Annotated in this window: 12 protein-coding genes; 9 read left to right on the forward strand and 3 right to left on the reverse strand. The window is 60.9% G+C overall.

Annotation, left to right across the window (positions count from 1 at the left end):
- Positions 1-354: 354 nt before the first annotated feature.
- The 3 genes from DQ393_RS03980 to DQ393_RS03990 all read left to right on the forward strand — a co-directional run bounded on the left by DQ393_RS03980 (position 355) and on the right by DQ393_RS03990 (position 3,328).
- On the forward strand, positions 355-1,137 hold the full coding sequence (locus tag DQ393_RS03980; protein ID WP_112340507.1) for a cyclase family protein: 783 nt from the start codon (positions 355-357) through the stop codon (positions 1,135-1,137).
- A gap of 70 nt (positions 1,138-1,207) precedes the next feature.
- Positions 1,208-2,797, forward strand: coding sequence for a phytoene desaturase family protein (locus DQ393_RS03985; RefSeq protein WP_112340508.1), 1,590 nt, complete (start codon positions 1,208-1,210; stop codon positions 2,795-2,797).
- A 24-nt stretch (positions 2,798-2,821) separates the two neighbouring features.
- On the forward strand, positions 2,822-3,328 hold the full coding sequence (locus DQ393_RS03990) for a MarR family winged helix-turn-helix transcriptional regulator (protein ID WP_112340509.1): 507 nt from the start codon (positions 2,822-2,824) through the stop codon (positions 3,326-3,328).
- Between the two features lie 191 nt (positions 3,329-3,519).
- Here DQ393_RS03990 and DQ393_RS03995 read toward each other — a convergent pair whose 3' ends face one another.
- Together DQ393_RS03995 and DQ393_RS04000 are read right to left on the reverse strand one after the other, a co-directional pair.
- Positions 3,520-5,079 (reverse strand): indolepyruvate oxidoreductase subunit beta family protein, encoded by a 1,560-nt coding sequence (locus DQ393_RS03995; RefSeq protein WP_112340510.1) that lies wholly within the window; start codon positions 5,077-5,079, stop codon positions 3,520-3,522.
- Positions 5,080-5,088: 9 nt separating this feature from the next.
- On the reverse strand, positions 5,089-7,242 hold the full coding sequence (locus DQ393_RS04000; RefSeq protein WP_112340511.1) for an indolepyruvate ferredoxin oxidoreductase subunit alpha: 2,154 nt from the start codon (positions 7,240-7,242) through the stop codon (positions 5,089-5,091).
- A gap of 378 nt (positions 7,243-7,620) precedes the next feature.
- On the opposite strand from DQ393_RS04000, the gene DQ393_RS04005 reads away from it, so the two are divergent.
- From DQ393_RS04005 to DQ393_RS04030, 6 genes are all read left to right on the forward strand, one after another.
- Complete coding sequence (locus DQ393_RS04005) at positions 7,621-9,156, forward strand: ABC transporter substrate-binding protein (protein ID WP_112340512.1); 1,536 nt, start codon at positions 7,621-7,623, stop codon at positions 9,154-9,156.
- A 226-nt stretch (positions 9,157-9,382) separates the two neighbouring features.
- Positions 9,383-10,390: an ABC transporter permease gene (locus DQ393_RS04010; RefSeq protein ID WP_112340513.1), complete on the forward strand. Its 1,008-nt coding sequence runs from the start codon at positions 9,383-9,385 to the stop codon at positions 10,388-10,390.
- Positions 10,383-11,276: an ABC transporter permease gene (locus tag DQ393_RS04015; RefSeq protein ID WP_112340514.1), complete on the forward strand. Its 894-nt coding sequence runs from the start codon at positions 10,383-10,385 to the stop codon at positions 11,274-11,276. The genes DQ393_RS04010 and DQ393_RS04015 overlap by 8 nt, the downstream gene beginning before the upstream one ends.
- Positions 11,273-12,145, forward strand: coding sequence for an ABC transporter ATP-binding protein (locus tag DQ393_RS04020; RefSeq protein WP_112340515.1), 873 nt, complete (start codon positions 11,273-11,275; stop codon positions 12,143-12,145). The genes DQ393_RS04015 and DQ393_RS04020 overlap by 4 nt, the downstream gene beginning before the upstream one ends.
- Positions 12,142-12,972 (forward strand): ATP-binding cassette domain-containing protein, encoded by an 831-nt coding sequence (locus DQ393_RS04025; RefSeq protein WP_112340516.1) that lies wholly within the window; start codon positions 12,142-12,144, stop codon positions 12,970-12,972. The genes DQ393_RS04020 and DQ393_RS04025 overlap by 4 nt, the downstream gene beginning before the upstream one ends.
- Positions 12,973-13,082: 110 nt before the next feature.
- Entirely contained in the window at positions 13,083-13,646 is a 564-nt protein-coding gene (locus DQ393_RS04030) for a VOC family protein (protein ID WP_112340517.1), read from the forward strand.
- Positions 13,647-13,672: 26 nt separating this feature from the next.
- On the opposite strand, the gene DQ393_RS04035 is transcribed toward DQ393_RS04030, so the two are convergent.
- The gene (locus DQ393_RS04035) at positions 13,673-15,286 is read right to left on the reverse strand and encodes an AMP-binding protein (protein ID WP_112340518.1); all 1,614 of its coding nucleotides are present in this window, start codon (positions 15,284-15,286) and stop codon (positions 13,673-13,675) included.
- Positions 15,287-15,309 lie beyond the last annotated feature (23 nt).

Here is a 15,309-nt window from a genome sequence, read left to right on the forward strand (position 1 = left end):
CATTCTGCGCTTTAAGCTTCAAGTATCTATAGGCGCGAATGATAGGATCATGGCACAACTATAGGTAGAAAATCTGCAAGCAGTCCCTGAGATTAACGTTCCTTTTCAGTATTTTATCGATCCAATCCGGCTTCGGATCGAAGCCCAATTTTGACCTCCGGAAGTAGCCTGCAATGCTTGCAATATCATATATTGTGACATAGGCTCCCTTCATTCCGCCGCCGCGCGGGCCCGGTGCCAGGAGGAAAGGCACCCCGCGCCTGGCGATACTGACTTCAAGCCTGATCCTGAACAAAAGACCCGCAGAAAGGCTCTTCCCATGGGATCATGCGACAACAAGGGGAACTCGAAAACATGACCGCTACCACACTCGCCAGCCTCGCCTCGGCCCTGCTTTCGGGCTCCGTCAAGGTCGTCGATCTCACGGCGCCGCTCGGCCCGGATACTCCGGTGCTCTACCTGCCGCCGCAGTTCGGCAAGAATACGCCGTCGGTCAAGGTGCACCAGATTTCCGAATATAACCAGGACGGCCCTTTCTGGGCGTGGAACTGGCTGGAACTCGGCGAGCACACCGGCACGCATTTCGATGCGCCCTGCCACTGGATTACCGGCAAGGACAATCCGAACAATACGACCGACACCATCCCGCCGCAGAATTTCGTTGCTCCGGTCAATGTCATCGATCGCTCCAAGGAAGCAGCCGCCGACCCCGACTATCTGCTGACGGTCGAGAGCATCAAGGAATGGGAAGCTGAGAACGGCACGATAGAGGCCGGCAGCTGGGTGTTGCTGCGCACCGACTGGTACAAGCGCAACGGTTCGACCGAGACCTTCCTGAATGCCGATGAGAGCGGCCCCCACTCTCCCGGCCCGACGGCCGAGGCGATCGAATATCTGCTGAGCAAGGGGATTATCGGCTGGGGTTCGGAAACGATCGGCACCGATGCCGGCTCGGCCGGTGGCATGAACCCGCCCTTCCCGGCGCACAACCTCATGCACAAGGCCAACCGCTATGGCCTCGCCAGTCTCTCAAACCTCGACCAGCTTCCCGCCAAGGGCGCCGTGCTGATCGCCGCTCCGCTGAAATTCGTCAAGGGCACCGGTTCGCCGGTTCGTGCACTGGCATTGATTGCATGATAGGCTGAAAGGACCGGAGCCCGGCGGGCTTCGGCCCTTTCGTTCATCTTGCCTGTGAGGGGCAGCGGCAATGGGCGATCATGATTACATCGTCGTCGGCAGCGGCATCAATGCGCTCGTCGCAGCCGCGATGCTCGGCAAAAAAGGCCACAAGGTGCTCGTCCTCGAGCGCAACGACCGCATCGGCGGTTGCCTGCGCACCGAAGAGATCACCGAACCCGGCTTCATCCATGACGTCATGGCAACGACCATGGTGCTGTTCCTCACTTCGCCGGCCTATGGCGCCATCGGTAAGGATCTCGAGGCGCGAGGCCTGGAATTTGCTCATGCCGAGCTTCCTACAGGCGTACTGCGACCCAACGGTTCGCATGTGATCTTTTCCAAGAACAGGCAGCGAAATATCGCCACCTTCGACGAGTTGTCGCTCGGTGACGGGCAAACCTTTTCCCGGGAGATGGAGGCCCTTGCCGCCGACGCGCCATTCCTGTTTTCCCTGCTTGGCGGTGCGTTGTGGTCCGGATCGACGCTGAAGACTGTTGCAAAGCAAGGCTGGAGCCGCGGACTGCGGAAGCTGGCTGCGTGGTTTGGCGAGGCCCTGACACCAGCGCGCGGCTATCTCGAAACCAGCTACAAGTCAGAGGATATCCATGCCCTCTGGGCGCCTTGGGTACTTCACTGCGGCCTAGGCCCCGAAAGCGCCTATTCCGCCGAGATGCTGAAGGTCATCGGCTTTGCGCTGGAGCTGGGCGGCGCCCCGATCGTCAAAGGCGGAGCCGCGAAACTGCTGGCCGCCTTCGAACGGCTGATTGCCGATAATGGCGGCGAAATCCGTGTGAGTGCCGATGTCGAGGCCATCGTTCCAGGCCCCAACCGCCGCGCCGGCGGCGTGCGCCTCGTAGATGGCGAGATATTAAGAGCAAAAGCCGGAGTGATCTGTTCCGTGACCCCCAACCAGCTCTACGAGCGGCTGATCGGAGATTGGCCGGATTCGCTGCCGGCCGAGATAAAATCCGGCGTCGCCGGCTATCGCTATGGCAAGGGCGACATGCAGATCCATTACGCCCTTTCCGAGCCGCCGCGCTGGAAAGCCGATGCCGAGCTCGGCAAGGTAGCGCTGCTGCATCTGACCCCGGGCCTCGACGGCGTCTCGCGCGCCGCCAACGAATGTGAGCGCGGCCTATTGCCTGCCGAGCCCACCGTCTGCGTCGGCCAGCCCATCGCGCTCGACCCCAGCCGCGCGCCGGATGGCAAATCGATCCTCTGGCTGCAGCTTCCCGAAGCGCCGCGCCACATCAAAGGCGATGCCGCGGGCGAGATCGAAACGCCGGAGGACGGCCGCTGGACAGAGGAGGTGCGCGAGCGCTACGCCGACCGCATCGAAGCCCTGCTTGCGCACCATATCGAGAATTTTGCAAGCATCAAGCTCGCGCGCCGCGCTTATTCCCCGGGTGATCTGGAAGCGATGAACATGAACCTTGTCGGCGGCGACCCCTATGGAGGCTATTGCGGCCTCGACCAGTTTTTCATCTGGCGTCCCCTCAAGTCATCTGTTAACCACCGCACCCACATACCACGCCTCTACCACATCGGTGCTTCGGTGCATCCCGGTGCCGGCCTCGGTGGGGGCTCCGGCTTCCTGCTCGCATCGTCGCTGAAGTAACACGTTTCCGGAGGAATATCGTCGATGGAAGAACGGTTTTCAGGCACCGTTTTGAGGCGCAAGCGGGATGAGAACGCAAAGCGCCCGACCATGGGCGAAATCGGCCTCAATCACTTCGCACCCTATTTGATGAACCGGCTGATGGCCCGCTGGAATGCCAACCTTTCGGAAGAGCTGCGCGAATACGACATGACGACCGCGAAGATGCGCGCGCTTGCCGTCCTCAGCGTCTCCTCCAGCGTCACCATCAACGAACTCTCCGTCTTTGCCGTCACCGAACAATCGACGATGAGCCGCACTTTGGACTCGCTCGAGCAGCAGGGCTATATCCGCCGTCAGCCGCGCGCCGAAGACATGCGCATCCGCGATGTCTCGATCACCGAGGAAGGCCGCGCAGCCTTCGAGAAGGTCTGGCCGACCATGTACGACCTATTCCTGCAGATGTTCGACGGCGTCGACGAAGCCGAATACCGCACCTTCATCTCGACCCTGCACAAGGTGCTGCACAATATCAGGAAGCACGAGATCTGAGGAGATCGGGGGCCGTGGCCACCTCGTGGTTCGAGGCCCTGCCGCCTACGCTGCGGCTTCGACGTCAGAGCACCTTACCATGAGGTGGAGAGAGTTGCCCGACCAAGCGAAAAAGATCAGTCCTCATGGTGAGGTGCGCAGGTCCATCGGACCGGAGCCTCGAACCACGAGGGCGGGTGATTGACCCCGTCTCATAGCGTCTCTACAGTCTTCAGCGCCCCATCAAGCGCAACACCCTTCTCGTCCAGTAGTGCCGCCTGCCGGAGCCGCCGCATCCAGGCGGCACCATCCTCGCGGTCACGCAGCATCGGCAGCGCCGACATGACCCGATCGAACTTCGACAGCCCCCGCGCATGCGTATCGGAATAGCCTTTGACGAGGCGGCGGTTACCGAGCACTTCGACGGCGAGATCGTAATTCACGGCCAGCAAATTGGAGGCCGCCGCAAGCCAGGCCTCGCGATGCTCGACCTCTCGCGCATGACGCAGCGTGCCGCGACGGATACGGCGTAATGCCGAGACCATATAGAGGCTGAGGAACCAGAACAGCGTGCCGGTCTGAACGCGGCGTCCCTTGTTGATGAAGCGGTCGAGCCGCGCAAACAGGCGCGGCCGGCTTTCGATCCAGAGACCCATCGCCTTCGGCATGGTGCCGCAGACTTCATCCATGCGCGGATGCATGTATTCGGTCATGTAGACGATCTGGTCGTCCTTGGCGCCGACTTCCTTACGAACGCGCTCGAAGCGGGAACCGCGCACCTTCAGATCGGCAACGCGGATGACATCGTCATAAGCCATGGCGACGGCGACATACTTCGCCGCCTGCACGGTGAAGGCGAAATCCCTGTTCGCGCCGCCGGCCTTGCGATCCAGCTCATGAAGTGCCGCGACACGGCTCAAATACTCATCGGCATAGGCCGGGTCCTGATAATCGGTCAGCCTCTTGACGCCGGCAAACAGCAGCGGCCAGGCAACTTCCGGAAATTCCGAGCGGATGCGATTGACCAGCCGATCCAGAGCCGGATGACCGGCCGTCTCGGGCAGAGCATCGAAATGCTTCGGCGGCGTTGCGGAAACCGCATCGCGCGGCTTCTCCTTGACACGCTCAAAGGCGGCGTTGAATGCTTTCAGGCTAGGCTCGATGCCCTTGCCGCCGGCGCGTATCATCGCTTCGAAAGCCTGCTTGCCGAACGGCAGCGCACCTGAGCCGGCCAGAGCGCCGAACATGGAAGCCGAAATCACACTGCCGTTCCTAACGGCCATCGTTTCCATATCGAAGGCGATGGTGCGCTTGGCGGCGAAATCCGTAGCGTCGACCACCACCTCGGCATTGCCGATGCCATCGCCCGGCTTTTCCTTTTCCGCAACCGCAAAGGAGCGGTGCGTCGAGGCGATCAGCAGCGTCTTGTCCGGCGTGACCAAGCCGCGCAACACAGAGCGGCCAGCCTCCATCAACTCGGCCGCCATGACGACATCGACATCGCCCGGCGTCGGCATCAGCGAAAAGATCGGCGCGTGGCCATCCTTGGCCGGCAGCATCTCGATATAATAGATCGTCGCACCGGTACGCTGGGCAACGCCGGGCACAGAGGTCGTCTGCGCCATCCAGCCCTCAGCTTCCGCAAGTCCAACGATCCAGTCGGCCAGGACGCCGCCGCCCTGCCCGCCCATGGCGAGGATGGCAAGCGACAGCGGCTTATCCGTCGAAAGCCTGGCAGCGCCGAGATCACTCATGCTCACATGCTCGTTCATAGCGCCCCCTCAATCTGAAAAGACGATGCGGCCGGCGCGGCGACGTGCTTGCAGCCAGCCGATGACGCCGGAACGCATGCGGGCAACGAAGCGATCCCAACCCGTCGGATTGTGGATGATATCGGCACGATAGAAGGAAGGACAGAGCACCGCAGCCTCCGAGACCTCACCGCAATTACCGCATCCCACGCAATTATTGTCGATCGCCGCCACCGGATCGTCCTTCAGCGGGTCGTCGGTATGTTTGACCGACAACGAAGGACAGCCGGAAAGGCGGATGCAGGCGTGATCGCCGGTGCAGACATCCTCGTCCACGCCGAAGCGCTCCTTGACCATGCGCTTGCCGTCCTTGACAGCCTTGGCAAACTGCGGCTTCACGCGGCGCTGCTTGTTGAGCATGCATTCTGAGGAAGCAACGATGATCTTCGGCCCCGGTTCCTTCGAGGTAAGAGCCTCGCGTAGCGTGTCGCGCATCTTGGCGACATCATAGGTCCGGTCGATCTGTCGCACCCATGTCGCGCCGATGCCCTTGACGGCATTGACGATGGAATTGTTGGTCTTGCGGCGCGGATTGAGGGCACGCGAAGACGGTATGTCCTGCCCGCCGGTCGCCGCTGAGTAATAGTTGTCGACAACGAGGATGACGCCATCCTGCTTGTTGAAGACGGCATTGCCGACCGACGTCGCAAGCCCGTTGTGCCAGAAGCCGCCATCGCCCATGACGGAGATCACGCGCTTGTCGGCTTCGACATTGAAGGCCGAGGCGGCTGCTGGCCCGAGCCCATAGCCCATGGTCGTACTGCCGATATTGAAGGGCGGCAGGATCGAGAAGAGGTGGCAGCCGATATCGCCTGATATGTGATGCTGGCCGAGTTCGCTCTCCACCATCTTCATGGCAGCGAAGATCGGCCGCTCTGGACAGCCGATGCAGAAGCCGGGCGGGCGTGGCGGCACGACTTCGGCTAGCGCCTTGATCTTCGGGTCGTTGAGAACAGGCGTCGGATCCGGCAGCGGCGGCTGGTTGCCAAGTAGCACGCGTTGATGAACTTCCAGAAAATTCTTGATGCCCTTCATCAATACGGGCGCGGTATATTCGCCGCCCATCGGCAGCACGTCCTTGCCAGCCACCTTGGTCTGGATATCGCGGCGGCGCAGGATGGTATTCAGCGACTGCTCGATATATTCGGGCGCGCCCTCTTCCACCATCAACACGGCCTTTTTGCCAGCGCAGAATTCGGCGATCTGGTCATCGACAAGCGGATAGGCGACATTCAAGACATAAAGCGGCACGGCGGAATTGCCGTAGACATCGGCAAGTCCAAGCTGCTGCAGCGCGCGCAGCACGCCATTATACATGCCGCCAAGCAGGATAATGCCGACATCGCCTTCCGAGGGGCCGAAATACTCGTTGAGCTGGCGCTTCCTGATGAAATCGACAGCAGCCGGCCAGCGCTTCTCCAGCTTTTCCTTCTCATGCATAAAGGATGCGGGCGGCAGCACTATACGGTTGACGTCGCGAACCGGATTTTCCAGCGCCTGCCTCAGCGTATAGGCCGGCCGCTTATTATCCTTGGCGACGAACTGGCCGTGGACATGGCAGCTGCGGATGCCGACCTGAAGCATGACCGGCGTGTTCGACACTTCCGAAAGCTCGAAGCCCTCTTCCACCGCCTGCACGATCGACGGCAGGTTCGGGCGCGGATTGAGCAGCCACATTTGCGATTTCATCGCATAGGCATGGCTGCGCTCCTGCATGATCGAGGAACCCTCGCCGTAGTCCTCGCCTATGATGATGAGCGCGCCGCCGGTCACCCCGCCCGAAGACAGGTTGGAAAGCGCATCGGAGGCGACATTGGTGCCCGCCGTCGATTTCCAGGTGACGGCGCCGCGCACCGGATACATGACGGAGGCGGAGAGCATGGCAGCAGCAGCAGCCTCCGAGGCCGACGTCTCGAAATGGACGCCCAGATCCTGCATCACGTCCTTGGCGTCTGCCAGCACGTCCATGAGATGGGAGATCGGCGAGCCCTGATAGCCGCCGACATAGGAAACACCGGACTGCAGAAGTGCCTTGGTGATCGCGAGAATACCCTCGCCGCGGAAGATATCGCCTTCCCCGAGCTTCAGATCCTCGACCTCGCGCGCAAACGATCGCTCGGCCATGACGTTACCCCTTTGCCCTTGTGGGCTTGTTTTAAATCATTTGCAAAATCATATTTTGAACTTCCTTGAACTGTCAACGAACATTTATGCGATACCGCCGCATCATTTTGCGATATCGGCCGCGCAGCAACACGCTGTCGCCAGCCGATATTATTGACTCGGATATCTCCGTTGCGCTCAAATATATGTGTATGCATAAAATTTATGCGGACATATGAAGCCGAGTAAGAATTGCGGACCGGGATTTTACGGAAGCATCAGAGAAAGCGCTTGCCGCTCCAAAATATGTATTTTAAGATTAAAACATTCCGACAATAAATCGCCAGCGGCAGTTGGGCGTCATGCTTTTCTGTCGCTTAACAGGGGAACGGAGTGACCATGACAACGCTTACTCGGCGCGAGGCCCTGAGCCTCGGCGCAGCCGCATTCATGACTGGGATTTTAGCCGGCAGAACGCCTGTGGAAGCAGCGGAAGCCGGCACACTGACCATCGCTTTCAACGTCAATTTGCCCTCTTTCGATCCGACGACAGGCCCGTCGGCCGTTAATCCGACGATCCAGGCGATCTATCGCTCGATCTTCGATCAGTATATCGGCCAGGGACCGGACCTGAAGTTCCAGCCGGGCCTTTTGACGGCCTGGGGCTGGAACGACGACAAGACCAAGGTCTGGATGGACGTGCGCGAAGGCGTGACCTGGCACGACGGCTCCAAGTTCACGCCGGATGATGTCGTCTGGTCGCTGGAGCGCGCCGCGAAGCAGGACACCGGCAACCCGATCCAGTTCATCTGGTCGACCGCCAACAATTACAAGGTGGAAGGTAACCGCATCACCGGCGATGTCGTCCGTTTCGAGCCGACCTATTTCAAGTGGATGGCCTTCCTCACCGGGTATGTTCTCCCAAAGGATTATTATACTAAGGTGGGCGCGCAGGGCTTCGAGAAGAAGCCGATCGGCACCGGCCCCTATATGGTCGATGCCTATGAAGGCAATTCCTATCTGCGCCTGAAGGCGAATCCGAACTATTTCGGCGGCAAGCCGGCCTTCGATACCGTCATCTTCAAGTTCGTGCCGGACACGACCAGCCGTGTCGCCGAAATCGAGTCCGGCTCGTCCGACGTGACGCTGGAAATCCCCTATGAGGATTTCGACCGGCTGAAGAAGAAATCCGGTCTTGCGGGCGTCGCCACCCCCGTCTCCGATATCGGCATGATCTTCATCAGCAATGTCGACCCGATGCTCGACAAGAATGTCCGCCTCGCCGCCAATATGGCGATCGACAAGGAAGCGATCATCAAGCGGCTGCTGCGCGGCTACGGCAAACCTCTATCGACGCTGGAAGCGCCGGAATACGAGGCCTACGACGCGTCAGTCAAAATCCCATATGATCCGGATCAGGCCAAGAAGCTTCTGGTCGCCAGCGGCTATTCGCCGGAAAAGCCGGTGAAATTCGCCATCAAGACGACCCGCGGCTTCAAGCCGAAGGATTACGAGATGATCCAGGCGATCGTCGGCATGTGGCGCAAGGTCGGAATCGAGGCTGATATCGAAGTCTACGAAATCGCCAAGCATTACGAGCTGCGCGCCGCCCACCAGCTCGGCCCGGCCGCCTTCTACAACTGGGGCAACGCCATCGGCGATCCCACGACCTCGACCGGCTTCGCCATGTTCGGCCCCTCGCCGCACTCGGCCTGGAAGACCAAGGATGTCGACGACATGCTGGGCCCGCTCTGGGTGGAAAAGGACGAGGCGAAGCGCATTGCCGGCTGGAAAGCGGCGATCAAATACATCGCCGAACAGGGCTATGTGATCCCGCTGCTGCAATATGCCCAGCCGATCGTCTACAAATCGAGCCTCAAGGTCACGCCGAACGTCTCCGGCGCCCTGCAGCCGACGCTGGTGTCGAAGGCTTGATGCGTCGAGCTTTGATCGTGCAGCCTTGCTCCTCACCCTAGCCCTCACCCCGCAAACGGGGAGAGGGAACGACCTCTATATCCTCGCCGGAACGCGTTGTTAGGGGTAGGCTGCGGGTGCTTCTTTCCCCTTCTCCCCGCCATAGCGGAGAGAAGGTGCCCGACAGGGCGGATGAGGGGCTTAGGACTCTTCAGCGCCATAGCCGTGCCATCGGAACTCATAACGCATGATAGCAGTCTCCATATTGAACCGGCTGATCATGGCCGCGATCACCCTCTTCGGTGTGGCAGTGATCGTCTTCGTCCTGCTGCGCGTCGTGCCCGGAGATCCGATCGCCATGATGATCTCGCCTGGTGCAAGCCCCGCCGATATTGCAGCGCTGCGCGCCCATTACGGGCTCGATGCAAGCCTGGCCACGCAATTCTGGCTCTGGCTGAAATCGGTTCTGACGGGCGATTTCGGAACATCGATCTCCCTGAAACGCGATGTGTTGTCCCTGTTGGGAGAGCGCCTCCCCGCAACGCTGGAGCTTGCCTTTGCCGCGCTGGTCCTAGCGGTGCTTCTCGGCGGCGCGGTCGCGATCATCGGCACGCTCGCCCGCCGCACGATTCTCGAACCCGTGATCGACGGCCTCAACGGCCTTTTCCTCGCAGTACCGGATTTCGTCTGGGCCTTGGCGCTGGTTCTGGTTCTCGGAGTTCTCTTTCCGCTTTTCCCACTCTCCGGACGCATCGATCCGAGTATCGACGCACAATTCGCGACCCCCTTCTACCTCATTGAAAGTCTTGTAACGTTTCGCTTCGGTATCTTCACGGACATCTGCGCCCATATGGTCATGCCGGTCCTGGCGCTCGGCCTGCCGCTGGCGGCCATCATCGCCCGCGTGTTGAAGGCCGCCCTCTCCGAGGCCATGGTGCAGGACTATATTCTGCTCGCCAAGCTCAAAGGCATGTCCGAGCTGCGGCTGGTGCTGCAGGAGGCGCTACGCAATGCTGTCGGCCCGACGATCGCGCTGACCGGCGTGCAATTCACCTTCCTGATCGGCGGCACCGTCATCGTCGAGCGCATCTTCGCCTATCCCGGCATCGGCAATATGGCGATCGATGCCGTCATCAATCGCGACCTGCCGCTGATTCAAGGATTGGTGCTGGTTTTTGGCGCTCTCTTCATTCTCGTCAATCTGGCAGTCGATCTCCTGGTCGCGGCCTTCAATCCGAGGCTCGCCCATGGCTGACGTCACCGCGCCCACCATGTCGCGCTCGCCTTCCAGAACGACGAAACGCATTCTCGCGCTGCTTTCCGAGCCGAAGGTGATCTTCGGCGGCGGCTTCATTCTCATCCTCCTGATCCTTGCGATCTTCGCTCCTTACATCGCACCGAAGGATCCGCTCGAGCAGGATCTGATGTCCGGCACTCTGCCGCCGGCATGGATCGAGGGTTCCGATCCGGGCTTCCTGCTCGGCACCGACGATCTCGGCCGCGACGTGCTCTCGCGCGCCATCTTCGGCACGCGCATCGCGCTGACGGTCGCCTTCGTCGCAGCCGGACTTGCGGCCCTGATCGGCACCCTGCTCGGCCTTCTCGCCGGCTGGTATGGCGGGTGGGTCGACAAGGCGATCTCCCGCCTCGTCGATATCTGGATGGCCTTCCCGCCTGTGCTTCTATCGATCCTGCTCGTCGCCGTCTTCGGCTCCGGCGTGCATTCGGTCATCGCGGCCATCGTCATCATCGACTGGACGCGCTTCTGCCGTGTCGTGCGCTCGGAAACGCAGGCGCAGGCGCGGATGGATTATGTGACCGCCGCCCACACGATCGGCTTTTCGCGGGCCAGAATCCTCTTCAGCGAAATCCTGCCCAATGTGACGCCGGTGCTGATCGCCCTCGTCAGCCTGGAAATGGGCATTGCCGTCATCGTCGAAGCCATCCTGTCCTTTGTCGGCCTGTCGGTCTCCTCCGATACGCCGACCTGGGGCGGCATGATCGCCGAAGGGCGGCAAATGATCTACCAAGGCTGGTGGGTGCTCGTCGTACCGCTGCTCGCACTCTTTGCGACGGTGCTTGCCTTCAATCAACTCGGTGACGGCCTGCGCCGCGCCCTCGATCCGGTAATGCGTCGATGACATCTCCACTCCTCTCCATGACCGGCCTCAGCGCCATATCCGATCGCGACGGCGGCGCCCCGATCCTGCGCGATGTTTCCCTGATGCTGGAACGCGGCGAAGTGCGCGGACTCGTCGGCGAAAGCGGCGCCGGAAAATCCACCATTGCCAAGGCCCTGCTCGGCATCCTGCCGCGCAGCGTCCGCATCACAAGCGGCTCGATCCTCTTCGAGAACCGCGACCTTCTCGCTCTCTCCGCGAGGGAATTGCGAGACATCATGGGCAGCGAGATCTCATTGATCCCGCAGGACCCGCAGACGGCCCTCAATCCCGGCCGGCGCATCGAAGCGCAGCTGACCGATGGCTTGCGGTTGAAACGGGGTATGTCATCGGGCGATGCACGGCGGCGCGCGCTGAAGCTGTTGGAGGAAGTGCATATCCGCGATCCCGAGCGTGTACTGCGCGCCTATCCCCACGAATTGTCCGGCGGGATGCGGCAGCGCATCCTGATCGCCGCCGCCTTCGCGCTGGAGCCGAAACTGGTAGTCGCCGACGAGCCGACCACCGCGCTCGACGTCACCGTGCAAAAGCAGATCCTGCGGCTGATCCGCGGCCTGCAGGAGGCGCACGGCACCGCCGTCATCTTCGTCACCCACGATCTCGGCGTCGTCGCCCAGATCTGCGACAGCGTGACCCTGCTCTATGCCGGCAAGGTGATCGAAGACGGACGCACGAGTGACGTGCTGGCGTGTCCCAAGCACATCTACACGAAATCGCTGCTATCGGCCGGGCCACGCTACGACCGGCCGGATGCCGGGCTGACGCCCGTTCCGCAGGCCGTCTTCGAGCAACTGCGCCGCGAAATCGGCATTTCGGAGGGCGGCCGATGAGCGTTTCCGAGCATCTGCTGTCGGCCAAAGGTATCGAGGTCATCTATGGTGCCAAGAAACATCTTTTCGGACCACCAGGCCTTGGCATCAAGGTGCTGCACGGTGTCGATATCGATATCCGCCGCGGCGAAACCATCGGCATTGTCGGCGAAAGCGGCTCGGGCAAGACGACCCTCGGCCGCGCACTGCTGCGGCTGGTCGATGTGACGGCAGGCAGCATTCATTTCGATGGCCGAGACATCACGCATCTGCCCGATTCAGAGATGCGGCCGCTACGCCGCCGCATGCAGATGATCTTTCAGGACCCGATGGCCTCGCTCAATCCTCGCCACACGATCCGCCGCATCCTCGTCGAGCCGTTACTGCTGCATCGGCTGGCTGCGGACCGGAAAGAAGCCGAGCGGCAGGTTGCCGCAATTCTCGAACGGGTGACGCTGCCTCAGGCATGCCTCGGCCGCAATCCGCATGAACTCTCGGGCGGGCAGCGCCAGCGCATCGGCATCGCGCGAGCCGCCCTGCTGAAGCCGGATTTCGTACTCGCCGACGAGATCGTCTCCGGCCTCGACGTGTCGACCCAGGCACAGGTTCTGAATCTACTGAAGGAGCTTTCGCGCGATCTCGGCCTCTCCATGGCCTTCATCAGCCACGATCTCTCCGTCATCCGTGCCATCTGCGACCGCGTCTACGTCATGCGCAACGGTCGCGTCGAAGAAGAAGGCGATTGCGAGTGTGTCTTCACCGCCCCCGCTTCCGCCTATACCCGCATGCTGCTGGACGCCATCCCCCTGCCGGAAGTCGACCCGCACTGGCTCGGCCGCGAAGCCTGATGGAAGGGTCCGATGCATGAAGGTCGCCTGATCGGGTCGCAAAGCTCGGGCTTGCGACGCAGGCGCCAGCGAGACTGCAACAACATCGGCATATGGAAAGGGAAGACCCTATGAAGGATCCTGTTTCAGCAGCAACAAAGACCGCGGGCCTGCCCGGTCTCCGTGGTCACGATCATACGGGACTGACGGTGCCGGATATGAAGCAGGCGGTCGATTTCTTCGAAAACGTGCTCGGCTGCGAGGTCATCATGTCGTTTGGTCCCTTTGCCGACGACAAGGGCACATTCATGACCGATCTGCTTGGTGTCGATCCCAAGGCTCAAATCAAGCAGATAACCCAGGTGCGATGCGGTTTTGGATCGAACATTGAACTGTTCGAATATTCCGCGCCCGATCAGCGGGATCTAAAACAGAAAAACAGCGATATCGGTGCGTTTCATATCTCGCTCTATGTGGACGACATTGACGCAGCAAAGGCTTATCTGGACAGCATGAACGTTGCGACGCGGCTGGGGCCGCTCTCAATCACAGACGGACCGGCAGCTGGCCAGTCGATCCTTTATTTCCAGGCACCATGGGGCCTGCAGTTCGAAGCTATCAGCTATCCCAAGGGCATGGCTTACGAAAAAGATGCCGAAACCGTGCTGTGGAGCCCGAAGGATCCGGGTAAATGAAGCGAGGCGTCTCCTGACCGGTATCTTCAGTTTCGCAGGCGGAAGCGCTGTATCTTGCCGGATTCCGTCTTCGGCAAGGCTTCGACGAAGACAATGGAGCGCGGATATTTGTAGGGCGCGATGACGGCCTTGACGTGATCCTGCAGCGTCTTGACCAGCAGATCCGAGCCGGTGACACCGGGTGCCAGCACGACATGGGCCTGCACGATATGGCCCCGCTCCTCGTCCGGCTGGCCGATGACAGCGCATTCAAGCACGTCGGCATGCGAAAGAAGGGCTGCCTCCACTTCCGGTCCGGCAATATTGTAACCGGCCGAAAGAATGATGTCGTCGGAACGGGCGGCAAAATGGAAATAGCCTTGCTCATCCTGAATGAAACTGTCGCCGGTCACATTCCAGCCGTCGCGCACGTAGTCGGCCTGTCTGTGGTCGGCGAGATAGCGGCAGCCGATCGGTCCGCGAACAATGAGTTTGCCGATGACCCCACGCGGAACCTCGTTCATCTCGTCATCGACCACGCGAGCCTCATAGCCTCTCAGCGGCTTGCCCGTGCAGTTCGGCCTGGCATCGGAGAGATGATTGGAGATGAAGATATGCAGCATCTCGGTCGAGCCGATGCCATCAAGGATCGGCTTGCCGGTCTTGCGCGTCCACTCCTCGAAGATCGGCCCCGGCAGCGTCTCGCCGGCGGAAACCGCGATGCGAAGCGAGGAGAGATCCGCTCCCTCTTCCATCGCTGCCAGCATGGCGCGATAGGCCGTCGGTGCGGTGAAGCTGATGGTCGCGCCGTACTCCTGGATGATCTCGACCATGTTCTTCGGAGAAGCGTTTTCCAACAGCGCCGTCGATGCGCCGAAGCGCAGCGGAAAGACGACCAGACCCCCGAGGCCGAAGGTGAAGGCAATCGGCGGCGAGCCGATGAAGACGTCGTCGGGCGTCACCTGCAGGACTTCCTTGGCATAGGCGTCGGCGATGATCAGGATATCGCGATGGAAATGCATCGTCGCCTTCGGCACACCCGTCGAGCCCGAGGTGAAGCCGAGCAGCGCCACATCATCCCGCCCGGTTTTGACCGGTTCGAAGCGAACGGGCTTGTTGAGCGCGATCCGATCGAGTTCGGCGTCATGATTGGCGGTACCGTCGAAGCCGATCACCTGCTTCAGGAAATGGCTGTCCTTGGCCACCGAGACAAGCTCCTCCAGCAGCCTGGTATCGCAAAGCGCCAGCGAGATCTCCGCCTTGTCGATGATCTTCGAAAGCTCTCCGGCCCGCAGCATCGGCATGGTATTGACGGCGACGGCGCCGACCTTCGTCACCGCCAGCCAGCAGGCGATCATGGCAGGATTGTTGCCGGAGCGGATAAGAACGCGATTGCCCGGCTTCACATCGAAATCCTCGACAAGAGCATGGGCGATGCGATTGGTCCAATCCGCCAGTTCCTTGTAGGTGCGGCGGCGGCCGTTGCCGATCAGGGCCACGTGATCGGCAAAACCCTTTTCGACCATACGGTCGCTGAGTTCGAAGCCGGCATTCAGCCATTCCGGATAGTCGAAACCCTCCATCCGCAGCTCGGGCCATTCGTCGAAAGGCGGCAGATTGTCTCGCGTGAATGTATCGGTATGACCGGTCGGTCCCAGCATTGCCTTGCTCCCGCATTCTTATC

Origin of the sequence: Martinezella tropici (genome assembly GCF_003287875.1) — a bacterium.
GTDB classification, from domain to species: Bacteria; Pseudomonadota; Alphaproteobacteria; order Rhizobiales; family Rhizobiaceae; genus Rhizobium; species Rhizobium tropici_C.